Below are 22,553 nucleotides of genomic sequence, written 5' to 3' on the forward strand. Positions count from 1 at the left end.
GAGTAGCATCCGCTGTCACGACGGACGTCACGGAGGAACAATGCAGCCGACCGCCACGGTCCTGGTCTACAGCGACAACGCGAACACCCGCGAGCAGGTGCGTACGGCAGCGGGCCGCCGGCCGGCCGCCGACCTGCCGCCGGTCGAGTACATCGAGTGCGCGACGATGCACGCCGTGCTGAAGGTGCTCGACAAGGGTGGCGTCGACGCCTGTGTCTTCGACGGCGAGGCCACCCCCATCGGCGGGATGGGTCTGTGCCGGCAGATCAAGGACGAGATCTTCAACTCCCCGCCCGTACTGCTGCTGATGGGCCGCCCGCAGGACGCCTGGCTGGCCACCTGGAGCCGCGCCGAGGCCGCTGTGACGCTGCCGGTGGAGCCGGTGGGCTTCCCGGAGGCGCTGGCCGCGCTGCTGCGCACCAGGCTCGCCGTGGAGGCCTGACGGCTCCGACCGGTCCGGTCGTCCCGGCTCGCGTCAGACCTGCGGGCGGAGCCGGGCGGCCTCCACCTGGCCGCCGCCGTCCTCGCTGGGGCCGACGAGGGCGCTGCCCTGGCGCCACTTGGCCCAGTCCAGGTTCCAGTCGCCGAAGCCGTTCCCGAACGGGTCCATGTCCTCGCCACCGCTGTTGACGACCTTGACGATGTCGCCTTCGCGGACGGTGTCGAAGAACCACTCGGCGTTGTCCGTGGACATGCCGACGCAGCCGTGGCTGACGTTCGCCGACCCCTGTGAGCCCACGGACCACGGGGCGGCGTGCACGTACTCACCGCTCCAGGTGACCCGCGTGGCCCAGTAGACGGGCAGGTCGTACCCCTCGCTGCTGCCCGCCGCGATGCCGACGCTGGTGCCGCGCATCCGTACGAACTGCTGCTTCTCCAGGATGACCTTGGTGCCGTTACGGGTCGAGAAGCCGGGCTTGCCGGTGGTCACCGGGATCGTTTTGATCTCCTCGCCGTTGCGCAGCACCGTCATGTGGTGCGTGCCGGCGTCGGCGATGGCTTCGAGCCGGTCGCCGGTGGTGATCTTCAGGGGCTTCACGGGGCCGCCGTACAGCTTGTTGCCGACCTTGATGCCGTCGAGGGTGCTGCTGACGCTGACGGACGCGTTGGCGGGCCAGTACTCCCTGGGCCGGAAGTGCAGCTTCTTGTCGTCGACCCAGTGCCAGGAGCCTTCGGCGGCGGGGCTGGAGCGGACCTTGAGACCCCGTTCGACGACGGCCCTGGCCGCCCTGTCCTTGACCGGCGCGCTCAGCTCCGCCGTGATGGGCTGGCCGACGCCGTACTTGCCCGCCTTGGGGCCGAAGGTGACGGAGAGGTTGCGCTTGACCGGGGACGTCTCGAAGTCGAGCGTACGGCTGCCGGGGGCGCCGTCCTCGTCCTCCGTGGCGACCTTGACGGTGTAGCGGGCGCCGGCGGCCAGCGGGGCCGTGGAGCGCCAGCGGGCCCCGTCCGCGGCGAGTTCGCCCGCCAGGTGGTGGCCGGCGGCGTCGGTGACGGTGACGTCGGTGATGCGTGCGTCGCCGCCCTTGGCGACGATTTCCAGAGGCTTGTCGGGGTTCGCCTTGGCGTCGCCCTTGGGTGCGTTCAGGGAGACCTGGTCGGCGGCGTCGTAGGGCTTTTCCGACAGCGGGTGGCCGTCCGGGCCGCCACAGCCGGTCGCTACCGCCCCGAGGGACAGGACCAGCAGAGTGCAGCCGAGAACGGTGCGAAAGCGCGGCGTGTGGTTCATATGCACACGTTATGAAGAATGTCCGGTTACGGCGCGCTGTGTGACTGCAAACGAGGGGCCCGGATCCACCTCAGGGGTGAGGGGGATCCGGGCCCGTTGCCTCGTGGACGGCCTCGCGCCGCCGTTTTCGGCTACTGGTTCTGGTTCTCTCCGCTGTAGTACTCGAAGACCCAGCCCCACAGCCCGATCAGGAGGATCGGGAAGGAGAAGAACAGCAGCCACCAGCCGATGGCGATGGAGAGGAACGCGAGCGCGCCGCCGATGGCCAGCGAGAGCGGCTGCCAGCTGTGCGGGGAGAAGAACCCCACCTCGCCGGCCTCGTCCGCGACGTCGGCCTCCTTGTTGTCCTGCGCCATCGCGTCGACCCGCCGGGCCGTGAAGGCCAGGTAGAAGCCGATCATGAGGCTCAGGCCGAACGCCAGGAAGAGGGCGGTGGTACCGACCGGCTCCTTCGACCAGACGCCGTAGACGCCGGCGACGACGAGGATGAAGAGGCTCAGCCAGAGGAACATCCAGCCTTGGACCTTCACTTGCCGACCTCCTTGCCACCGAGCAGAGCGGCGTCCTTCTGTCCGTCGTTCTCAAGGTGTTCGAGCGCCGCGATCTCCGGGTGGTGCAGGTCGAACGCCGGGGATTCGGAGCGGATCCTCGGCAGCGTGAGGAAGTTGTGCCGGGGCGGCGGGCACGAAGTCGCCCATTCGAGTGACCGGCCGTAGCCCCACGGGTCGTCCACCTCGACCTTCTTCCCGTACTTGGCGGTCTTCCAGACGTTGTAGAAGAACGGCAGGACCGACATGCCCAGCAGGAACGAGCTGATCGTGGAGATGGTGTTCAGCGCGGTGAATCCGTCGGCGGCGAGGTAGTCCGCGTAACGCCGCGGCATTCCCTCCGCCCCCAGCCAGTGCTGCACCAGGAACGTGCCGTGGAAGCCGATGAACAGCGTCCAGAAGGTGATCTTCCCGAGCCGTTCGTCGAGCATCTTGCCCGTCATCTTCGGCCACCAGAAATGGAATCCGGCGAACATCGCGAACACCACCGTGCCGAAGACGACGTAGTGGAAGTGCGCGACGACGAAGTACGAGTCCGAGACATGGAAGTCCATCGGCGGCGACGCCAGGATGACGCCGGTCAGACCACCGAAGGTGAAGGTGACCAGGAAGCCGATGGTCCAGAGCATCGGTGTCTCGAAGGACAACGAGCCTTTCCACATCGTGCCGATCCAGTTGAAGAACTTCACACCGGTCGGTACCGCGATCAGGAATGTCATGAAGGAGAAGAACGGCAGGAGTACGCCGCCCGTCACATACATGTGGTGCGCCCACACCGTCACCGAGAGACCGGCGATGGCAATCGTCGCGCCGACCAGACCGATGTAACCGAACATGGGCTTCCGGCTGAACACCGGAATGATCTCGGAGACGATGCCGAAGAACGGCAGCGCGATGATGTACACCTCTGGATGCCCGAAGAACCAGAACAGGTGTTGCCACAGCAACGCGCCTCCGTTGGAGGCGTCGAAGATATGGGCACCGAATTTCCGGTCGGCCTCCAGGGCGAAGAGCGCGGCGGCCAGCACCGGGAAGGCCAGCAGGACCAGCACACCGGTCAGCAGCACGTTCCAGCAGAAGATCGGCATCCGGAACATCGTCATGCCGGGTGCGCGCATGCAGATGATCGTGGTGATGAAGTTGACCGAGCCGAGGATCGTGCCGAAGCCGGAGAAGGCCAGACCCATGATCCACAGGTCGGCGCCCACGCCCGGTGAACGGACCGCGTCCGACAGCGGGGAGTACGCGAACCAGCCGAAGTCCGCGGCGCCCTGCGGGGTGATGAAGCCGGCCACCGCGATGATCGAGCCGAACAGGTAGAGCCAGTAGGCGAACATGTTCAGCCGCGGGAACGCCACGTCGGGCGCGCCGATCTGGAGCGGCATGATCCAGTTCGCGAATCCGGCGAACAGCGGCGTCGCGAACATCAGCAGCATGATCGTGCCGTGCATCGTGAACGCCTGGTTGAACTGCTCGTTCGACATGATCTGCGTGCCGGGACGGGCCAGCTCGGCGCGCATGAAGAGCGCGAGCACACCACCGATGCAGAAGAAGACGAACGACGTGACCAGGTAGAGCGTGCCGATCGTCTTGTGATCGGTGGTGGTCAGCCACTTCACGACAACAGCGCCCGGCTGCTTGCGCCGTACCGGCAGCTCGTTCTCGTACGAGTCGTCAGCTGCTGCGGCGGCACCCTTGGGTTCGTTGAGGATGCTCACAGTTGTTTCTTCTCCGCATTCCTGGCCGGGTCCGTCAGCGCGATGCCCGACGGGATGTAGCCGGTCTGCCCCTTGTCGGCCAGCTCCTTCAAGTGCTGCTGGTAGCGCTCCGGGGAGACGACCTTGACGTTGAAGAGCATCCGGGAGTGGTCGACACCGCACAGCTCGGCGCACTTGCCCATGAAGGTGCCCTCCTTGTTCGGAGTCACCTCGAAGGCGTTGGTGTGGCCCGGGATGACGTCCTGCTTCATCAGGAACGGCACGACCCAGAAGGAGTGGATGACGTCACGTGACGTGAGGACGAACCGGACCTTCTCGCCCTTCGGCAGCCACAGGGTCGGACCCGGGTTGCCGTTCTGGGGATTCCGCGTGCCAGGGATTCCGGCGTCGTAGACGCCTTCGGCACCGGCGGGGAAGTCGTCCTGGAACTTCTGGGGGATGTCGCCGAGTTCCTTGGGGATCTCGGCGCCGGTGGAAGCCTTGCCGTCCACGTTCTCGACGTAGTTGAAGCCCCAGCTCCACTGGTAGCCGACCACGTTGATGGTGTGGGCGGGCTTGTCCTCCAGGGAGAGGAGCTTCGACTCGTCACGCGCGGTGAAGTAGAACAGCACCGACACGATGATGAGCGGAACGACCGTGTACAGGGCCTCGATGGGCATGTTGTAACGGGTCTGTGGTGGTACCTCCACCTTGGTGCGGCTGCGCCGGTGGAAGATGACACTCCACAGGATCAGCCCCCACACCAGGATGCCCGTGATGAGCGCTGCCGCCCACGAGCCCTGCCAGAGGGAGAGGATTCTGGGGGCCTCCTCGGTCACCGGTGTGGGCATTCCAAGGCGGGGGAAATCCTTGTATGTGCAACCGGTGGCGGTCGCGAGGATCAGGCCCGCAGTCAGCACCTGCGGCAGCTTCCGCCGCATCGGGCGCCGCGACGAGCGGTCGGAGCCGTTGGGACTCACGTAGCGCCTTCCCGAGAGTCTCGCCCACGCGGCCGGCTGCGGCCGTCACGGTCGGTCGCCGGCCCTGACGCGGGCAGGGGTTTGGATGTTTATGCGGACCAAACCCTACTGGACGCAATTTGGGGTCGCGCATGGAGGGTGCCCAACGCGCCGTCCGGCACCCCGAAGGGGTGGAATGCCTGGCTCCGGGACACTTCTGACGCCCCCTCCACGGGCCGCCGGTGTCCCGGCGGGCCGGTGGCGCGCACGCTGGCTTAGCGTGGCGGCGTGGCCTACTTCGACTCCGCGTCCTCCGCTCCGCTGCATCCCGTCGCACATCAGGCCCTGCAAGCCGCCCTGGACGAGGGCTGGGCGGATCCGGCCAGGCTCTACCGGGAGGGGCGGCGGGCCAGGCTGCTGCTGGACGCCGCGCGCGAGGCCGCGGCTGAGGCGGTGGGCTGTCGCCCCGACGAACTCGTCTTCACTCCTTCGGGGACGTACGCGGTGCACGCGGGAGTGGCCGGGGCGCGCGCGGCACGGCGGCGGGTCGGCGGTCATGTGGTGGTCTCGGCGGTCGAGCACTCGTCCGTGCTGCACGCCGCGCACGCGCGGGCCGCCGACGGGGCGGACGCGGACGTGACGGAGGTGCCGGCGGACCGTACGGGAGCGGTGTCCCCGGAGACCTACGCGGCGGCCCTGCGCACCGACACGGCGCTCGCCTGCCTCCAGTCGGCCAACCACGAGGTCGGCACCGTGCAGCCGGTCGCGGCGGTCGCCGAGGCGTGCCGGGCGGCCGGGGTGCCGCTGCTGGTGGACGCGGCGCAGTCGCTGGCGTGGGGGCCGGTGGACGGGGCGTGGTCGTTGCTGACCGCGAGCGCGCACAAGTGGGGCGGACCCGCCGGGGTGGGACTGCTGGCCGTACGCAAGGGGGTGCGGTTCGCGCCCCAAGGCCCGGTGGACGAGCGGGAGTCGGGGCGGGTGCCCGGTTTCGAGAACCTGCCGGCGATCGTGGCCGCCGCCGCGTCGCTGCGCGCGGTACGGGCCGGGGCCGAGGCCGAGGCGGCCAGGCTGCGGACGCTGGTGGACCGGATCCGGGCGCGGGTGCCGGAACTGGTCCCCGATGTCGAGGTGGTGGGCGATCCGGTGCTCCGGCTCCCCCATCTCGTCACCTTCTCCTGTCTCTATGTCGACGGGGAGACTCTGCTGCACGCCCTGGACGAGGCGGACTTCTCCGTGTCGTCGGGCTCCTCCTGCACGAGCGGCACGCTGACACCGAGCCATGTGCTGCGGGCGATGGGGGTGCTCTCGGAGGGCAACGTCCGGGTGTCGCTGCCGTCCGGTACGGCCGAGGCGGAGGTGGACCGCTTCCTGTCGGTGCTGCCGGGGCTGGTCGCGGGCGTACGGGAGCGGCTGGGCGCGCCCGTCGGTCCCGCCGCGCGGACGGGGGCCGCGGCGGACGCGCCCTCGCTCGTCGTGGACGCGCTGGGCAAGCTGTGCCCGATCCCGGTGATCGAGCTGGCGAAGGTGATCGGGGATGTGCCGGTGGGCGGCACGGTGACGGTGCTCTCCGACGACGAGGCCGCCCGCCTGGACATCCCGGCCTGGTGCGAGATGCGCGGCCACGAGTACGGCGGCCGGCAGGGCACCGCGTACCTGGTGCGCCGCCTCGTCTGAGCGTGGACCCCACGCGCGTGCCGCTCGCGTGGAGCGGCACGCGCCGGGGCGTGCCGGTGCGGGGCGCCTACCCCAGGTGTGAGCGGACCTCGTTGGCGGCCTCGTCGCCGTACGCCTTGGTGAAGCGGTCCATGAAGTTGTTCCGGCGCAGCGTGTACTCCTGGGTGCCGACCGTCTCGATGACCAGGGTCGCGACCATGCAGCCCACCTGCGCGGCCCGCTCCAGGCTCACGCCCCAGGCGAGACCGGACAGGAATCCGGCGCGGAAGGCGTCGCCGACGCCGGTCGGGTCGAGCTTGGCCGTCTCCTCGGCGCAGCCGACCTCGATCAGCTCGGCGCCGGCGCGCTCGATCCGCACACCGCGCGAGCCGAGCGTGGTGACGCGGTGGCCGACCCTGGCCAGGATCTCGGCGTCGGTCCAGCCGGTCTTGGACTCGATGAGCCCCTTCTCGTACTCGTTGGAGAAGAGATACGTCGCACCGTCGAGCAGCAGCCTGATCTCGTCGCCGTCCATCCGCGCGATCTGCTGCGAGAAGTCCGCGGCGAACGGGATGGACCTGGCGCGGCACTCCTCGGTGTGGCGGAGCATCGCCTCCGGGTCGTCGGCGCCGATCAGGACCAGGTCGAGTCCGCCGACCCGGTCGGCGACCGACTTCAGTTCGATCTGGCGGGCCTCGCTCATGGCGCCGGTGTAGAAGGAGCCGATCTGGTTGTGGTCGGCGTCGGTCGTGCAGACGAAGCGCGCGGTGTGCAGCACCTCGGAGACCCGGACGGACGCGGTGTCGACGCCGTGGCGGTCGAGCCAGGCGCGGTACTCCTCGAAGTCGGGGCCGACGGCGCCGACCAGGATCGGCGCGGTTCCGAGCTGGCCCATGCCGAAGCAGATGTTGGCGCCGACACCGCCCCGGCGTACGTCGAGGTTGTCGACGAGGAAGGAAAGCGAGACCGTGTGCAGCTGGTCCCCGACCAACTGGTCGGCGAAGCGACCGGGGAAGGTCATGAGGTGGTCAGTGGCGATGGAGCCGGTGACTGCGATTCTCACGGCTGACTGCTCCTGTTGAGGAGGACTGGTGGACAGCTCACGCTATCGGGTCGGTCCAGGAGCTTCGAAACGGCGAACTACCCGATAGTACGGCTTTCCTCCCGACCCTTACGTGCTTACGGTGCGTACATGAGGAACAACACCGTCTCCCGTGAGCGCGCCGTCCGTGAGTCCGACACCAGCCTGGCCGAGCTGCGCGGTGACTGCGCGCGGATGTCGGCGGACTGGGTGCGGCCCGCCGCCGCGGCTCCCGCTCCCGTCTGCCCGTCGCTGATCCATGGCGTCACGGTCACCCCGGACTCCGCGCGGCTGATCGACGGCATGTCCGAGTACGGCGACTGACGGTCCGGGTCTCAGTCTCTGGGGAACCGGGTGCTCCCCGCGCCCGTCTCACCGGTGTCCCGGCCACGGCAGGGCCGATCCGGCGAAGGAGCAGACGGTGACCAGTACCGAACGACACCAGGACCGCGACGGCCAACGCGTCGGCGCCCGCTGGGGGTTGCGGCGTTCCCCGCTCGCGGTCGCGTCGGTCGCGGCGGCCGTCCTGATGGTGGGCGGCGGCGGCGCGTACTTCGCCACGGCCTCGTCGGACGGCGGCAAGGAGCTGGATCCACCACCGCTGACACTCGGCAGCGGAAGCAGCGGCAACGCGGACAGCGGCGGCGAGGCGGGCGGTCCCGGTATCGCGCCGGGTGAGCCGAGCCCGTACGGCGTCGAGTACCGCGCGACCGGCAGTCTGCCCAAGGGGCCCGCGTCGGCCGCCGTACACCTCCCCGAGGGCTCCGTCGCCGCGGGCGACGTGGCGCGGCTCGCCGAGGCCCTGGGGGTGGCCGGTACACCCGAACTCTCCGGTACGGCCTGGAAGGTCGGCGCCCAGAAGGACGGTTCGGGCCCGCTGCTCAGTGTCGACGAGCAGGCGCCCGGCACCTGGACGTTCGGCCGCTACGCCGCCGCGCCCGGCGGGGACAACTGCCTGAAGGCCAAGGAGTGTCCGAGCGAGGACGGGGGCGGGAGCGGCGACAATCCCGTCGTTCCCGGGGACGGGGCGGGCCCGGTGAGCGAGGAGGCCGCGAAGAAGGCCGCCGCGCCCGTGCTGAAGGCACTGGGTCAGCAGGACGCCGCGCTCGACGCGGGCCAACTGATGGGCGCCGTACGGGTGGTGAACGCCGCGCCGGTGATCGGCGGGCTGCCGACGTACGGCTGGTCGACCGGCGTGCAGATCGGCGCGGACGGCCAAGTGGTGGCCGCGAGCGGGAAGTTGAAGGCCCCGGCGAAGGGGGCCGAGTATCCGGTGGTGGGGGCGGCCGAGGCGCTGAAGCTGCTGAACGAGGCGTCGAACGCACCGGGCGCCGGCGGGATCGGCGGCTGCGCGTCGGCGGTGCCGCACCAGGACGGGCGGGAGCCCGCCACGCCGTGCGAGCCGAAGGGCAAGGGCGGCGGGCCGGCGAAGCCGGTGCGGGTGCCGGTGGGCAAGGCGGTGTTCGGGCTCGCGGCCCAGCAGGTGGACGGGCGGGCCGCGCTCGTACCGTCGTGGTGGTTCGAGGTGGCGACGGCCGGGGACGGTCCTGCGTCGACCGTGGCCCGGACGGCGGTGCTGCCCGAGTATCTGGCCGGGGGCGGCGGGACGCCTCCCGCCGAGAAGCCGCAGGCCCCTGAGGCTCCCGATGAGAAGCAGGGGACGCCGATCGAGACGTACACCGCCGACGGCGGCACGTTGAGCGTGCGCTTCACGGGCGGCGTGTGCGGCGAGTACTCCCTGCGGGCGGACGAGAGCGGGTCGGCGGTCAAGGTGGAGGTGGTCGACTCCGCCCCCAAGGGGGGTGTGTGCATCGCGATGGCCAAGAGCTTCACCGAGAAGGTGACACTGGACCGGCCGCTCGGGGACCGGAAGGTCGTGGACGCGGTCACGGGCGATGCCGTGCCGCCTCGGAAGTAGCCCGGAGGCCGTACGGTACGGCGCACGCGAAAGGCGGCGGTCCCCGGTGAAGGGGCCGCCGCCTTTCGGCGATCAGACGATCGGGCGATCAGCTGAAGGAGTCGCCGCAGGCGCAGGAGCCGGAGGCGTTGGGGTTGTCGATCGTGAAGCCCTGCTTCTCGATGGTGTCGACGAAGTCGATCGAGGCGCCGCCCAGGTACGGGGCGCTCATCCGGTCGGTGACGACCTTGACGCCGCCGAAGTCCTTCACGACGTCGCCGTCGAGCGAGCGCTCGTCGAAGAACAGCTGATAACGGAGACCGGAACAGCCGCCGGGCTGGACCGCGACGCGCAGTGCGAGGTCGTCCCTGCCTTCCTGGTCGAGCAGGGCCTTGACCTTGCCCGCGGCGGCGTCGGACAGGAGGATGCCGTCGCTCACGGTGGTGGTCTCGTCCGATACGGACATCTGCTTCTCTCCCGGGGTGGGGCCTCCCCGCCGGAGGCAGGGGAAGTACGGACTCATTGCCGACAGCTACAACCCGCACGGCCGCGGATTCATTCCGGCCGTGCCGGTCCTTCTCTCTTCATGCTCGCACACCCGCCTCAGGAGCGGCACGGGTCACGTTCCCGGGAACGCGTCACATCGACGTTATCGACATCGTCAAAGTGACGTGAAGCGGTTATGATAGATAACGTCAATTAGACGAAAAGGCTCCTCCCGCAGAGAAGAAAGGGTGCGTGACGTGACCACGGCCCAAGCCCGTCAGGATCTCGCAGTCCAGCCGACACCCCTCGCACTGCTCCTGCTCGGCCGCGAGGCCGACACCCGCAGCGAGCGCGGTGTGGAGTGTCCCGGCGACCTGCCGTCGCCGTCCGACCCGGATCTGGTGGCACGCGCCCGCGCGGCGAAGGAGAAGCTCGGGGAGAAGGTCTTCGTCCTCGGCCACCACTACCAGCGCGACGAGGTCATCCAGTTCGCCGATGTGACCGGGGACTCGTTCAAGCTCGCCAGGGACGCCGCGGCGCGCCCCGGCGCCGAGTACATCGTCTTCTGCGGCGTCCACTTCATGGCCGAGTCGGCGGACATCCTGACCGGCGACGAGCAGAAGGTCGTCCTGCCGGACCTGGCCGCCGGCTGTTCCATGGCGGACATGGCGACCGCCGAACAGGTCGCCGAGTGCTGGGACGTGCTGACCGACGCCGGCATAGCCGAGCGGGTCGTCCCCGTCTCGTACATGAACTCCTCCGCCGACATCAAGGCCTTCACCGGCAAGCACGGCGGCACCATCTGCACCTCGTCCAACGCCGAGCGCGCCCTCAACTGGGCTTTCGAGCAGGGCGAGCAGGTTCTCTTCCTGCCGGACCAGCACCTGGGGCGCAACACGGCCGTACGGGACCTGGGGCTGTCCCTGGAGGACTGCGTCCTCTACAACCCGCACAAGCCGAACGGCGGTCTGACGGCCGAGGAGCTGCGGAACGCCAAGATGATCCTTTGGCGCGGGCACTGCTCCGTGCACGGGCGCTTCTCGCTGGACTCGGTGAACGACGTCCGCGAGCGGGTCCCCGGCGTGAACGTGCTGGTCCACCCGGAGTGCAAGCACGAGGTGGTCTCGGCGGCCGACTACGTCGGCTCGACCGAGTACATCATCAAGATGCTGGAGGAGGCGCCGTCCGGGTCGAAGTGGGCGATCGGCACCGAGCTGAATCTGGTGCAGCGGCTGGCGAACCGGTTCGCCGCCGACGACAAGGAGATCGTCTTCCTCGACAAGACGGTGTGCTTCTGCTCGACGATGAACCGCATCGACCTGCCGCACCTGGTGTGGACGCTCGAATCGCTCGCCGAGGGCAAGGAGATCAACCGGATCCAGGTCGAGAAGGAAACGGCGGACTTCGCCCAACTGGCGCTGGAGCGGATGCTGGCGCTGCCGTAAAGGATGTCGCATCGGTAAGGGGCGCCCGCCATTGGCGGGCGCCCCTTACTCAGATGTCGCTACGGCTCAGTCACGGCCGCCGGCCGCGGTCAGACGTTGACCGGCTCCGGCGACGGGACGCCGGAGCGCGGCGGCGTGCCGTCGCCGCCGTCCTCGCCGCCCGACTTGGCCGCCCGCTTCGCCGCCTTCTTCTTGGCGCGGCGCTCCTTGCGCAGCTCCACCATCGAGTACAGCGTCGGCACCAGCAGCAGCGTCAGCAGCGTCGACGTCAGCAGACCGCCGATCACCACCACGGCCAGCGGCTGGCCGATGAAGCCGCCCTCGCCGGTGATCCCCATCGCCATCGGAAGCAGCGCGAAGATCGTGGCCAGCGCGGTCATCAGGATCGGGCGCAGTCGGTGCCTGCCACCCTCGACGACCGCCTCGACGACGCCGAGGCCCTGCCGCCGGTACTGGTTGATCAGGTCGATCAGCACGATCGCGTTGGTCACCACGATGCCGATCAGCATCAGCATGCCGATCATCGCCGGCACACCCAGCGGCGTACCGGTGACCAGCAGCAGACCGATCGCGCCGGTCGCCGCGAACGGGATGGAGACCAGCAGGATCATCGGCTGGACCAGCGACCTGAACGTGCCGACCAGCAGCATGAACACGATCGCGACGGCTGCCAGCATGGCGAGCCCCAGCTTCAGGAACGCCTCGTTCTGGTCCTCGGACACACCGCCGATGGAGGCGGTCGCCCCCTCGGGCAGGTCGAGCGCGTTGATCTTCGACTGGAGTGTCGTGCCGACCGCGCCGGTGTTGTCACCGACGGGCTTGGCGGTGATCGTGGCGGCCCTGGAGCCGTCGATCCGGGTCATCGAGAGCGGACCCGGCGCCAGCTTCACGTCGGCGATCTGACCGAGCTTCACGCCACCGAGCGGCAGCGCCTTCAGTTCGGCGATCGTCCTGGTCGGCTTGTCGGCGGTGACGTACACGTCGCGCTCGGTGTCACCGAGGGTCGCCTTGCCCGACGGCGTACCGCTCACGGCCTGGCTGACGGCCATGCCGAGCGTGGCGTCGTTGAACCCGGCCTCGGCGGCCTCGGGCTTCGCCTTGACCGAGATACGCGGGATGCTCTGCGACAGGTCGCTCTGGACGTCGGTGACGTCGTCGATGCCGGCGACCTCGTCCCGTACCTGCTCGGCCGCCGCCGCCAGGGTCTTCGCGTCGGACGCCTTGACGACGACGCTCAGGTCCTGGCTGCCGAAGCCGTCGCCGGCCGCGATGGTCGTCTCGCCGATGCCGTCGAGCTTGCCGAGGGCCTCGTCGATGGCGTCGCTGGTCTTCTCGTACGTCCCCGAGTCCTTCAGGGTCACCTGGTAGGACGCCTGGTTGGCACCCGTACCGCCGCCGAACGCCGCCATGAAGCCGGAGGAGCCGACGGTGACCTGGTAGTCCTTGATCTCGTCGAAGCCGTCGAGGGTCTTCTCGACCTTCTTCGCCGCCTCGTCGGCCGCCTCCAGGCTGGTGCCGGGAGCCAACTCCTGCTTGACGGTGAGGACTTCCTGCTCGCCCTGGTCGAAGAAGTTCGTCTTGAGGAGCGGCGCCATGGCGAACGTGCCCAGCAGAATGACGAACGCCAGGACGACGCTGGTGATCCGGCGCCGCGTCGCGAAGCCCAGGACCTTGACGTACAGGCCCTGCATCCGGCTGTTGGACTCCTTCTCCTCCGCGATCCGGCGGGCCTCGGCGGGGTCGATCCCGCGTACGGCCTTCGGGGCGCGCAGGAACCAGTACGAGAGCACCGGTACGACGGTGAGCGAGACGAGCAGCGACGCCAGCAGGGCCGCCGTGATCGTCAGCGAGAACGAGCCGAACAGCTCGCCCACCATGCCGCCCACGAGGCCGATCGGCAGGAACACCGCGACCGTGGTGAGCGTGGAGGCGGTGACCGCGCCCGCGACCTCCTTGACCGCGGTGGTGATCGCGTACTCGCGCTCCTCGCCGTAGCCCAGGTGCCGCTTGATGTTCTCCAGGACCACGATCGAGTCGTCGACGACCCGGCCGATCGCGATGGTGAGCGCGCCGAGCGTGAGCATGTTGAGCGACAGGTCGCGGGTCCACAGCACGATCAGCGCCAGGACGACGGAGAGCGGGATGGAGACCGCCGTGACCAGGGTGGAGCGGATCGAGGCCAGGAAGACCAGGATCACGAGCACCGCGAAGACCAGACCGAGCGCGCCCTCGGTGGTCAGGCCGGAGATCGACTTGGAGACGGCCGGACCCTGGTCGGTGACCACGGTCAGCTGGGCGCCCTCGCCGAGATCCTTGCGGAGGCCCGGCAGCTTGTCCTTGACGGCGTCGGAGATGGTGACGGCGCTGCCGTCCTTGTCCATGGTCGCCATCACGGCGAGGCTGGGCTCACCGTTGGTGCGGGTCAGGGACGTCGCCGCGGCCGGCTCCTGCTCGACGGTGGCGATGTCACCGAGGCGTACGGGGCCGGAGCCCTGCCCGGAGCCGCCCTCGGGGGCGCCCGCCTGCGGACCGCCGACCCGCAGGTCCTCGATCTGCTTCAGGGAGGTGAAGCCGCCGCCGACCTGCACGGTGCGGCTCTTGCCGTCCTCGGAGAACGCGCCGGCCGGGACGGTCGCGCCGCCCGCCTTCAGCGCCTCGGAGAGCGACATGGCGTTGAGGCCCGCCTCGGCGAGCTTCTTCTCGTCGGGGGTGACGGAGACCTGGAGGTCGCGGACTCCGTCGATGGAGACCTGGGCGACGCCGTCGATGTCCTCCAGCGCGGGCACGACCGTACGCTCCAGGCGGTCGTTGAGCGCCTGCTGGTCCTCGCCCGAGGTGGCGGCGAGGACGACGGTCGGGATGTCGTCCGTCGAGCCGGCGATGACCTGCGGGTCGACGTCCTCGGGAAGCTGTGCGCGGGCCCGGTTCACGGCCTGCTGGATGTCGGCGACCAGCTGTTTCGAGCCATCTCCGCCGAAGTCGAAGCTGGCCATGATGACGGCGTTGCCCTCGCTCGCCGTCGAGGTGACACCGGTGATCCCGTCGACGGCCTCGATGGAGGCCTCGATCGGTTCGACGACCTGCTTCTCGACCACGTCGGGCGAAGCGCCCTGGTAGGGGGCGAGAACCGAGACCATCGGAAGTTCGATGGAAGGCAGCAGCTGCTGCTTGAGCTGGGGGATCGCGATCGCTCCGAAGACGAGCGCGATGATCGATATCAGCCCTATCAGGGCCCGTTGCGCGAGGCTGAATCTGGACAGCCAGGACATGGGGTCTCTCTTCTGTGGTGTACGCGTGCAGAAGGGCGCAGGGGCCCCTCTATACGATCTGCCATCCGACGGCGCATGTCGGGCGACCCCAGGTCGATTTCCTTACCCGCCGCATACCGCGCTTGGAGTACGCAACGGCCGGGGTCTACTCCACCCTCGGACGTACCAGGCCCGATTCGTATGCGATTACCACCAATTGGGCCCTGTCCCGTGCGCCCAGCTTCGCCATGGCCCGGTTGACATGGGTCTTGACGGTGAGCGGGCTCACCACCAGTCGCTCCGCGATCTCGTCGTTGGAGTGGCCGCCGGCCACCAGGACCAGGACCTCGCGCTCGCGCACCGTCAGCGCGGCCAGCCGCTGGGAGTACGCCGCCGCGTCGGGCCCCTCGCCCGCGCTGCCGCCCTGCGCCAGGAAGGTGGCGATGAGCCCCTTCGTCGCGACCGGCGACAGCAGGGCCTCACCGGCGGCGGCGATCCGGATGGCGTTGAGGAGTTCCTCGGGCTCGGCCCCCTTGCCGAGGAAGCCGGACGCACCGGCCCGCAGCGACTGCACCACGTACTCGTCGACCTCGAAGGTCGTCAGCATGACCACCCGCACCCCGGCCAGCTCCGGGTCGGCGCTGATCATGCGGGTCGCGGCGAGCCCGTCCGTACCGGGCATCCGGATGTCCATCAGGACGACGTCGGCCTTCTCGGCACGGGCCAGCGCCACGGCCTCGGCCCCGTCGGCGGCCTCCCCCACGACCTTCATGTCGGGCTCCGAGTCCACCAGCACCCGGAACGCGCTGCGCAGCAGTGTCTGGTCGTCGGCCAGCAGCACCCTGATCGTCATGTGTCCTCCCCCGTCCGCCCCGCACGTGCCTTGACCGGCAGTATCGCGTGCGTACGGAAGCCGCCCCCGTAGCGGGGGCCCGCGGTGAGGGTGCCGCCGAGGGCGGTGACGCGCTCGCGCATCCCGAGGAGACCGTGACCGCTGCCGTCGGCGGGCTCCCCGGTGCCCGGACCGTTGTCCAGGACGGTGACCTCGACGGTGGGGCCGACCCGTACGACACTCACCTCGGCCTTGGCGCCGGGGCCCGCGTGTTTGCGCGTATTGGTCAGCGCCTCCTGGATGATGCGGTACACCGCGAGGTCGACGGCGGCGGGCAGCCGCGCCTCCGCGTCGCCGCAGGCCACCTTCACGGGCAGGCCCGCGTGCTGGAAGGTGCCGACGAGTTCGCCGAGCAGCGCGAGGCCGGGTGCCGGTTCGGTGGGGGCGGCCGGGTCGCCGGACTGGCGGAGCAGACCGACCGTGGCGCGCAGTTCGTTGAGCGCGGAGCGGCTGGCCTCGCGTACGTGCGCCAGCGCCTCCTTGGCCTGGTCGGGGCGCTTGTCCATGACGTGCGAGGCGACGCCCGCCTGGACGTTGACCAGCGCGATGTGGTGGGCGACGACGTCGTGCAGATCGCGGGCGATCCGCAGCCGTTCCTCGGCGACCCTGCGGCGCGCCTCCTCCTCACGGGTGCGTTCCGCCCGCTCCGCGCGCTCCCGTATCGCGCCGATGAAGGCGCGGCGGCTGCGTACGGCGTCACCGGCGGCGCTCGCCATCCCGGTCCAGGCGAAGATCCCGAGGTTCTCCTGGGTGTACCAGGGGGTGGGGCCGGAGAGCATCGCGACGACCGTCAGCGTCGCCATGGTGGCGAGGCCGACCCGCCAGGTGGTGGGGCGGTCGGTGCGGGAGGCGACGGTGTAGAGGGCGATGACGGTGCTCATCGCGACCGGCGACACCGCGTCGTTGGCCAGCAGCTCGGCGACGCTCACCGCCCCGGTGAAGGCCAGCACGGGGAAGGGGTTGCGGCGCCGGAAGACGAGGGCGCCGGCCCCGAGAACCATCAGGACCACGCTGCGCAGCCCGGGGGCCTCCTGGCCGAAGCCGGGCAGCGCGTCGTGGCGGGAGCGCGGGTCGGCGAACGCGCCTGCGACCATGCACACGAGCACGGCCGCGGCCAGCCCGGCGTCGAACGCGAGGGGGTGGGCACGCAGCCAGCTCCGGGTGCGGTCGAAGCCGGTTCCGAGTGAGGTCACAACCGAACGGTACGGCGTACGGGGCCGTACGGACGCGGTCCGGTCGCCGGGGTTCCGTCCCCGGGGCAGGCGCACTCGGTGGGAACAGCGCGATGCCCCGTGCGGTGAGGCACGGGGCATCGGGAGTGCGGTAGGTGCTGGAGGTGCTGGAGCGTGCGTGCTGCGAGACGGCCCTAAGGGGTGGGGATCAGACCGTCGTCGCTGAGGAGTGCGCGTACTTCTTCGAGCGTGGCGCCCGGGGCGGGCAGAATCAGCCCCGACGGCTCCAGGGAGTCGTCGGGCACCGCCTCGCCCAGCTCGCGCACCTTGTCGAGAAGCGCGTGGAAGGTCCGGCGGAAGCCGTCCTCGTCGTCCGCGTTGATCTCGGCGAGAAGTTCGTCGTCGAGCTTGTCCAATTCGGCCAGGTGGCTGTCCCCGAGCTCCACCTGACCCTCCCCCATGATCCGTACGATCATGACGCGCCCTTAGCTCTTGTCGAATTTGTTCGGGGTCTGCGAGGACTGCGCGCCTTCCTGCCGGTCGGCCGCACCACCCTCGATGGCCTGCTGCGACGACGAACCGCCCGCCAGCTCGGCCTTCATCCGCTGAAGCTCCAGCTCCACGTCCGTACCACCGGAGATCCGGTCCAGCTCGGCGGCGATGTCGTCCTTCGCCAGACCCGAGTGGTCGTCCAGGGCGCCGGAGGCCAGCAGCTCGTCGATCGCGCCGGCCCGCGCCTGGAGCTGCGCGGTCTTGTCCTCGGCACGCTGGATGGCCATGCCGACGTCGCCCATCTCCTCGGAGATGCCCGAGAAGGCCTCCCCGATCCGGGTCTGCGCCTGCGCGGCCGTGTAGGTCGCCTTGATCGTCTCCTTCTTCGTACGGAAGGCGTCGACCTTGGCCTGAAGACGTTGGGCCGCGAGAGTGAGCTTCTCCTCCTCGCCCTGCAGCGTGGTGTGCTGCGTCTCCAGGTCACTGACCTGCTGCTGGAGCGCGGCACGCCGGGACAGCGCCTCACGCGCCAGGTCCTCGCGGCCGAGCGCCAGTGCCTTGCGGCCCTGGTCCTCCAGCTTGGTGGACTGGCCCTGGAGCTGGTTCAGCTGCAGTTCCAGCCGCTTGCGCGACGTGGCCACATCGGCGACACCGCGGCGCACCTTCTGAAGCAGCTCAAGCTGCTTCTGGTACGAGTAGTCGAGGGTTTCGCGCGGATCCTCAGCCCTGTCCAGGGCCTTGTTGGCCTTCGCGCGGAAGATCATCCCCATACGTTTCATCACACCGCTCATGGGCTTCGCGCGCCCCCTTCTGACGGACTCCGGATCCAGCACTCCTACAGAACCCACAGTACGGGCCCTGTCTCTATTACCGCACTGTTCGGGAACGGATGGGCTCATCCCCAAGGACGACTGGCCCCCGCATCGCTCCGGCGCAGGGAGTAGGTGACCTTCGGGGGCAGTGGGGCTTAAGTCCCCTCTGCACCAGTACAGACGCCCGCCGTTGCCGGATCGTTCCCCTCGGGTGTGGGTCGCCCGAAAGGAACCCCGTACCCTTGGGCTTTGTGTTCCGTAGCCGCTCCAAGGACGAGAAGGCCCCCACCGGCAAGGTGACGGCGGACCTCTCCACGCAGACCCGTGACCCGCAGGCCCCGAAGGGCCGCCCGACCCCGAAGCGCAGTGAGGCCCAGACGCAGCGTCGTCGCGCCTCGACGACGCCGACCGACCGCAAGTCGGCGATGAAGAAGCAGCGTGAGGCGCGCCGCGTCGATCTGGCGAAGCAGCGCCAGGCGCTGGCCAGCGGCGACGAGCGCTATCTGCCGGCCCGTGACAAGGGCCCGGTGCGCCGCTTCGTCCGCGACTACGTGGACGCCCGCTTCTGCATGGCCGAGTTCTTCCTGCCGCTCGCCGTGATCATCCTCGTACTGAGCATGGTCCGCGTCGGTCAGCTCCAGAACATCGCGCTGCTGCTCTGGCTGGGCATCATCGTGCTGATCGTCGTCGACTCGATCGGCATCTGGATCAGGCTGAAGAAGCAGCTGGTCCTGCGCTTCCCGAACGAGCCCAAGCGCGGCGCCATCGCGTACGCGCTGATGCGCACGCTCCAGATGCGCCGGCTGCGTCTGCCGAAGCCGCAGGTCAAGCGTGGGGACCGGCCCTGAGCACTGGGGCATCCGACGGTCCGGGGGACTCGTCCCGCGGGGCGGACGGACCAGGCGGGCCGGTCGGACCCGGTGGGCTGCGGAACATCGTCCGCCAGGAGCTGGTCTCCCGGCAGCTCGACGAACAGCTGACCTCGCGCTACCCGGTGGGACAGCGCCTGCGAGTCCTGGACGTGGGCATGGGCCGGGGCGCCCAGGCGCTGCGGCTGGCACGGGCCGGGCACACGGTGACCGGGCTGGAGTCCGATCCCGGGATGATGGCGGCGGCGCGTGAGTCGCTCGACGCCGAGCCCGCCGGGATCCGGGAGCGGGTCCGGCTGGTCGAGGGCGACGGGCTCCAGACCGGGGTGCACTTCCTGCCGGGCAGTTTCGACGTGGTGCTCTGTCACGACGTGCTGATGTACGTCGAGGAGCCGGACGCCATGCTGGCGGGGCTGGGCAGGATGCTGGCGCCCGGGGGCCTGCTCTCGCTGCTCGTACGGAACGCGGACGCGCTCGCCCTGCGACCGGGGATCGCCGGGGACTGGACGGGGGCGCTGGACGCCTTCGACTCCCCCACGTACACGAACAAGCTGGGCCGGCCGGTACGCGCCGACCGGCTGTCCGCGCTGACGGCGACGCTGGCGGGGATCGCGGCGCCGCTGGGGACCTGGTACGGGGTGTGTGTCTTCTCGGACCACATGTCCGACGACGTGGAGCCGCTCCCGGCGGCCGAACTGGAGCGGCTGCTGGCGGCGGAGGACCGGGCGGGGCGTACGGAGCCGTACCGCGGGGTCGCGGCGCTGCTGCACCTGTGCGGCGTGCGCGGGTGACGCCGGAACCCGGCTCGCGGGGGCGGTCAGGCGTACGCGTCCTCGCCGCGTCCGTACTGATGTGAGCACGGGGACGGCCGAGACGGCCGAGACGGTCCAGAAGACGGGCAGCGGCGCGGGAGTGGCGGTCGGCGGCCCGCAGGAGACACCGAAACTGTCCGCCGGGGAGACCTGGCGGGCCCTGTACGGGCATTTCCGGCCGCACCGCTGGGTCGTCGCCCTGGGCGCGCTCCTGACCCTCGTCGGCGCCGCCACGGGGCTTGCGCAGCCGCTCGCGGCCAAGGCCCTGGTGGACCGGCTCGGTGAGGACGGTTCGATCACCGGTGTCCTGCTGCTGCTCACCGCGCTGGTGGTGATCGGCACGGCCGTCGAGTCCGTCGGCGCGTACATCCTGGAGCGGACCGCCGAATCCGTCGTCCTCGCCGCCCGGCGCGGCCTCATAGGGAGGCTGCTGCGACTGCGGCTGCCCGAGGTCGAGCGGACCCAGCCGGGCGATCTGATGTCCCGCGTCACCTCGGACACCACGCTGCTGCGCGCCGTGACCACGCAGTCGATCGTGTCGGCCGCGACCGGCGGGCTCACCTTCGTCGCGACGATCGTGCTGATGGGCTTCATGGACCCGGTGCTGCTCGGGGTCACGCTCGGGGTGATCGTGCTGATCGGCGGCGCCTTCGCACTCGTCCTGCCCAAGATCGCGCAGGCCACCAGGCGCTCGCAGGAGGCGGTGGGACGGATCTCCACCGTCCTGGAGCGCGCCTTCGGCGCCTTCCGGACCCTCAAGGCGTCGGGCGCCGAGGAACGTGAGACCGCGGTCGTGGAGGCCGCCGCGCGGGACGCGTGGCGGCACGGCGTCAAGTCCGCGAAGTGGCAGGCGCTCGCCTCGTCGTCGATCGGCCTCGCCATCCAGATCTCGTTCCTGGCGGTGCTCGGGATCGGCGGTGCGCGGGTCGCGTCGGGCGCCATCTCGGTCTCGACGCTCATCGCCTTCCTGCTGTTCCTCTTCTATCTGATCGACCCGGTGTCGCGGCTGGTCGACGCCGCGTCGCAGTACCAGGTCGGTACGGCGGCCATCGCGCGGATCATCGAGGCGGAGCGGCTGGAGACGGAGCGGGTCGACCCGCCGGCCGGTCCTCCCAAGGAGGCGGCGTCCGGCGGTGCTTCACGCGCCGCGTCGGTGGTCTTCGACGACGTCACCTTCCGCTACCGCGACGGGCTTCCGCTCGTCCACCACGGAGTCTCCTTCGCGGTGCCGGGCGCCGGGATGACGGCGTTCGTCGGGCCCTCAGGCGCGGGCAAGACGACCGTGTTCGGTCTGATCGAGCGGTTCTACGACGCGACGGGCGGCCGGGTCCTGATCGACGGCCGGGACGTACGTGACTGGCCGCTGGGCGAGCTGCGCGCGGCCATCGGCTACGTCGAGCAGGACGCGCCCGTGCTGGCGGGCACGCTGCGGGAGAATCTGGTCTTCGCCGCGCCCGACGCGACCGACGAGCGGATCAGGGACGTCCTCGTACGGACCAAGCTGGAACGGCTCGTGGAGCAGCTGCCCGACGGCCTGGAGACGCTGGTCGGCCACCGCGGGTCAAAGCTGTCCGGCGGCGAGCGGCAGCGGGTGGCCATCGCCCGCGCGCTGCTGCGCGGGCCCCGGCTGCTCCTCCTCGACGAGGCGACGTCGCAGCTGGACGCGGTCAACGAGATGGCGTTGCGGGACGTGGTCGCCGAGGTGGCCAGGGAGGTGACGGTGCTGGTCGTGGCGCACCGGCTGTCGACGGTCACCCTCGCGGACCGGATCGTGGTGATGGACGCCGGGAAGGTGCGGGCGGTGGGGACGCACGAGGAGCTGGTCCGGGACGATCCTCTGTACGGAGAGCTGGCGGCGACTCAGTTCCTGGCGTCGGCCCGTTGAGCGGGGCGCCGCGTCGGCCGGTCCGTCCCCGGGTGGTCCGTTCCCGGGCGCCGTACGGGTCGTGAACCCTTCGGCGCCCGGGAACGGTTCGGAGCCCGCCGCCGTCAGGTCTCGTCGGGCACGGTCTCCGGATCGGCCGCCAGGCTCATCGGCCCGTAGATCTTGCTGCCGTCGTCGAAGAGCGTCACCTGCTCGGCACCGCCTTCCAGCAGCTCCTTCCAGGCCTCACCGATCCAGGACTCGGCGTCGCCCTGCGTGGTGAACTCCTCCGGCTCCACGGCCGGCTGGACCTCCGTCCCGTCGGCTTTCTCGAACCGCCACGTCCACGCCATGTCCGCCTCCCGGGGCCCGCCAGAATGATCTGTCTACCGCCCGCAGCGTAGCCGGGCGCGCACCCAGCGCGCCGACACGGGAGGATCAACCGCGTGGAACTGACTCTGCTCGGCACCGGAGCCCCCGACGGGCTCCCCCGCGCCCACTGCCCCTGCGCCGCGTGCGCGACCGCCCGCGGCCCGCTCGCGCGCGCGGCGACCGCGCTGCTCGTGGACGGCGCGGTGCTGCTCGATCTGACCCCCGGCGCGGCGCTGGCCGCCGCGCGGGCCGGGCACTCGCTCAGCGGCGTACGGCAGGTGCTGCTCACGCACCCGCACGACGGACCGGCCGTCGAACTGCCCGCCGGGCTGCCGACCGCCGGACGGGTCGCCGACGGACGGGTGTTGACGCTGATCAGCGGGCACCGGGTGCGGGCGGTGCCGATGGACTCCCCCGGTACGGGGTACGAGGTGACGGCCCCCGACGGCGAGCGGCTGCTGTATCTGCCGCCGGGCGGCGCCCCGGCGGGGCTCCCGGCGCGTGACGGCAACGGCGGCGGCGCGC

The 22,553-nt window shown here is 70.3% G+C and carries 20 protein-coding genes and 1 pseudogene; 9 read left to right on the plus strand and 12 right to left on the minus strand.

Annotation, left to right across the window (positions count from 1 at the left end; translation table 11 throughout):
• The first annotated feature begins 40 nt into the window (after nucleotides 1-40).
• Nucleotides 41-442 carry a hypothetical protein gene (locus BHU15_RS10760; RefSeq protein WP_069626983.1) on the plus strand — a complete coding sequence of 134 codons (402 nt, stop codon included), beginning with the start codon at nucleotides 41-43 and terminating at the stop codon, nucleotides 440-442.
• Between the two features lie 33 nt (nucleotides 443-475).
• On the opposite strand, the gene BHU15_RS10765 is transcribed toward BHU15_RS10760, so the two are convergent.
• From BHU15_RS10765 to ctaC, 4 genes are all read right to left on the minus strand, one after another.
• Entirely contained in the window at nucleotides 476-1,729 is a 1,254-nt protein-coding gene (locus BHU15_RS10765) for a L,D-transpeptidase (RefSeq protein ID WP_069626984.1), read from the minus strand.
• Nucleotides 1,730-1,860: 131 nt separating this feature from the next.
• On the minus strand, nucleotides 1,861-2,259 hold the full coding sequence (locus BHU15_RS10770) for a cytochrome c oxidase subunit 4 (RefSeq protein WP_023542302.1): 399 nt from the start codon (nucleotides 2,257-2,259) through the stop codon (nucleotides 1,861-1,863).
• Nucleotides 2,256-3,995 (minus strand): aa3-type cytochrome oxidase subunit I, encoded by a 1,740-nt coding sequence (gene ctaD, locus BHU15_RS10775; protein WP_023542301.1) that lies wholly within the window; start codon nucleotides 3,993-3,995, stop codon nucleotides 2,256-2,258. Before ctaD ends, BHU15_RS10770 begins: the two co-directional genes overlap by 4 nt.
• Nucleotides 3,992-4,954, minus strand: a complete 963-nt coding sequence (gene ctaC, locus BHU15_RS10780; RefSeq protein WP_031231894.1) for an aa3-type cytochrome oxidase subunit II — start codon at nucleotides 4,952-4,954, stop codon at nucleotides 3,992-3,994. Before ctaC ends, ctaD begins: the two co-directional genes overlap by 4 nt.
• A 267-nt stretch (nucleotides 4,955-5,221) precedes the next feature.
• On the opposite strand from ctaC, the gene BHU15_RS10785 reads away from it, so the two are divergent.
• Nucleotides 5,222-6,607, plus strand: coding sequence for a cysteine desulfurase/sulfurtransferase TusA family protein (locus BHU15_RS10785; protein WP_069626985.1), 1,386 nt, complete (start codon nucleotides 5,222-5,224; stop codon nucleotides 6,605-6,607).
• A 67-nt stretch (nucleotides 6,608-6,674) separates the two neighbouring features.
• On the opposite strand, the gene BHU15_RS10790 is transcribed toward BHU15_RS10785, so the two are convergent.
• Entirely contained in the window at nucleotides 6,675-7,649 is a 975-nt protein-coding gene (locus tag BHU15_RS10790) for a carbohydrate kinase family protein (RefSeq protein ID WP_069626986.1), read from the minus strand.
• A gap of 129 nt (nucleotides 7,650-7,778) precedes the next feature.
• Here BHU15_RS10790 and BHU15_RS10795 point away from each other — a divergent pair, with 129 nt between their 5' ends.
• Complete coding sequence (locus BHU15_RS10795) at nucleotides 7,779-7,991, plus strand: hypothetical protein (RefSeq protein ID WP_023542297.1); 213 nt, start codon at nucleotides 7,779-7,781, stop codon at nucleotides 7,989-7,991.
• Nucleotides 7,992-8,088: 97 nt separating this feature from the next.
• Nucleotides 8,089-9,585, plus strand: a complete 1,497-nt coding sequence (locus BHU15_RS39700; protein WP_069626987.1) for a hypothetical protein — start codon at nucleotides 8,089-8,091, stop codon at nucleotides 9,583-9,585.
• Nucleotides 9,586-9,673: 88 nt separating this feature from the next.
• Here BHU15_RS39700 and BHU15_RS10805 read toward each other — a convergent pair whose 3' ends face one another.
• Complete coding sequence (locus BHU15_RS10805; protein ID WP_023542295.1) at nucleotides 9,674-10,030, minus strand: HesB/IscA family protein; 357 nt, start codon at nucleotides 10,028-10,030, stop codon at nucleotides 9,674-9,676.
• Nucleotides 10,031-10,307: 277 nt separating this feature from the next.
• Here BHU15_RS10805 and nadA point away from each other — a divergent pair, with 277 nt between their 5' ends.
• A complete protein-coding gene (nadA, locus tag BHU15_RS10810; protein WP_069627007.1) occupies nucleotides 10,308-11,495 on the plus strand; it encodes a quinolinate synthase NadA in 1,188 nt (395 codons plus the stop codon).
• An 89-nt stretch (nucleotides 11,496-11,584) separates the two neighbouring features.
• On the opposite strand, the gene BHU15_RS10815 is transcribed toward nadA, so the two are convergent.
• From BHU15_RS10815 to BHU15_RS10835, 5 genes are all read right to left on the minus strand, one after another.
• Nucleotides 11,585-14,764 (minus strand): efflux RND transporter permease subunit, encoded by a 3,180-nt coding sequence (locus BHU15_RS10815; protein WP_079128061.1) that lies wholly within the window; start codon nucleotides 14,762-14,764, stop codon nucleotides 11,585-11,587.
• Between the two features lie 145 nt (nucleotides 14,765-14,909).
• Nucleotides 14,910-15,596: a response regulator gene (locus tag BHU15_RS10820; RefSeq protein ID WP_023542292.1), complete on the minus strand. Its 687-nt coding sequence runs from the start codon at nucleotides 15,594-15,596 to the stop codon at nucleotides 14,910-14,912.
• Entirely contained in the window at nucleotides 15,593-16,828 is a 1,236-nt protein-coding gene (locus BHU15_RS10825; RefSeq protein WP_069627008.1) for a sensor histidine kinase, read from the minus strand. The genes BHU15_RS10820 and BHU15_RS10825 overlap by 4 nt, the downstream gene beginning before the upstream one ends.
• A gap of 173 nt (nucleotides 16,829-17,001) precedes the next feature.
• Entirely contained in the window at nucleotides 17,002-17,283 is a 282-nt protein-coding gene (gene pspAA, locus BHU15_RS10830; RefSeq protein ID WP_023542290.1) for a PspA-associated protein PspAA, read from the minus strand.
• Nucleotides 17,284-17,292: 9 nt separating this feature from the next.
• The gene (locus BHU15_RS10835) at nucleotides 17,293-18,078 is read right to left on the minus strand and encodes a PspA/IM30 family protein (RefSeq protein WP_031231891.1); all 786 of its coding nucleotides are present in this window, start codon (nucleotides 18,076-18,078) and stop codon (nucleotides 17,293-17,295) included.
• Between the two features lie 284 nt (nucleotides 18,079-18,362).
• Here BHU15_RS10835 and BHU15_RS10840 point away from each other — a divergent pair, with 284 nt between their 5' ends.
• From BHU15_RS10840 to BHU15_RS10850, 3 genes are all read left to right on the plus strand, one after another.
• Complete coding sequence (locus BHU15_RS10840) at nucleotides 18,363-18,959, plus strand: DUF3043 domain-containing protein (protein WP_023542288.1); 597 nt, start codon at nucleotides 18,363-18,365, stop codon at nucleotides 18,957-18,959.
• Between the two features lie 77 nt (nucleotides 18,960-19,036).
• On the plus strand, nucleotides 19,037-19,771 hold the full coding sequence (locus BHU15_RS10845) for a class I SAM-dependent methyltransferase (protein ID WP_079128062.1): 735 nt from the start codon (nucleotides 19,037-19,039) through the stop codon (nucleotides 19,769-19,771).
• A 121-nt stretch (nucleotides 19,772-19,892) separates the two neighbouring features.
• Nucleotides 19,893-21,677: an ABC transporter ATP-binding protein gene (locus BHU15_RS10850; RefSeq protein WP_069627009.1), complete on the plus strand. Its 1,785-nt coding sequence runs from the start codon at nucleotides 19,893-19,895 to the stop codon at nucleotides 21,675-21,677.
• Between the two features lie 104 nt (nucleotides 21,678-21,781).
• On the opposite strand, the gene BHU15_RS10855 is transcribed toward BHU15_RS10850, so the two are convergent.
• Nucleotides 21,782-22,009 (minus strand): hypothetical protein, encoded by a 228-nt coding sequence (locus BHU15_RS10855; protein WP_023542285.1) that lies wholly within the window; start codon nucleotides 22,007-22,009, stop codon nucleotides 21,782-21,784.
• 93 nt (nucleotides 22,010-22,102) lie between these two features.
• On the opposite strand from BHU15_RS10855, the pseudogene BHU15_RS41230 reads away from it, so the two are divergent.
• Nucleotides 22,103-22,553, plus strand: a pseudogene (locus BHU15_RS41230) (bifunctional adenosylcobinamide kinase/adenosylcobinamide-phosphate guanylyltransferase); the annotation flags it as partial.

The organism is Streptomyces niveus (assembly GCF_001723055.1).
Taxonomy (GTDB): Bacteria; Actinomycetota; Actinomycetes; order Streptomycetales; family Streptomycetaceae; genus Streptomyces; species Streptomyces niveus.

Bases quoted from the DNA above. Each gene is read 5' to 3' on its own strand.
- BHU15_RS10760 (WP_069626983.1), top strand. From the start codon at position 41: ATGCAGCCGACCGCCACGGTCCTGGTCTACAGCGACAACGCGAACACC.
- BHU15_RS10820 (WP_023542292.1), bottom strand. From the start codon at position 15,596: ATGACGATCAGGGTGCTGCTGGCCGACGACCAGACACTGCTGCGCAGC.
- pspAA (WP_023542290.1), bottom strand. From the start codon at position 17,283: ATGATCGTACGGATCATGGGGGAGGGTCAGGTGGAGCTCGGGGACAGC.
- BHU15_RS10805 (WP_023542295.1), bottom strand. From the start codon at position 10,030: ATGTCCGTATCGGACGAGACCACCACCGTGAGCGACGGCATCCTCCTG.
- BHU15_RS10835 (WP_031231891.1), bottom strand. From the start codon at position 18,078: ATGAAACGTATGGGGATGATCTTCCGCGCGAAGGCCAACAAGGCCCTG.
- BHU15_RS10765 (WP_069626984.1), bottom strand. From the start codon at position 1,729: ATGAACCACACGCCGCGCTTTCGCACCGTTCTCGGCTGCACTCTGCTG.
- BHU15_RS10795 (WP_023542297.1), top strand. From the start codon at position 7,779: ATGAGGAACAACACCGTCTCCCGTGAGCGCGCCGTCCGTGAGTCCGAC.
- BHU15_RS10855 (WP_023542285.1), bottom strand. From the start codon at position 22,009: ATGGCGTGGACGTGGCGGTTCGAGAAAGCCGACGGGACGGAGGTCCAG.
- BHU15_RS10815 (WP_079128061.1), bottom strand. From the start codon at position 14,764: ATGTCCTGGCTGTCCAGATTCAGCCTCGCGCAACGGGCCCTGATAGGG.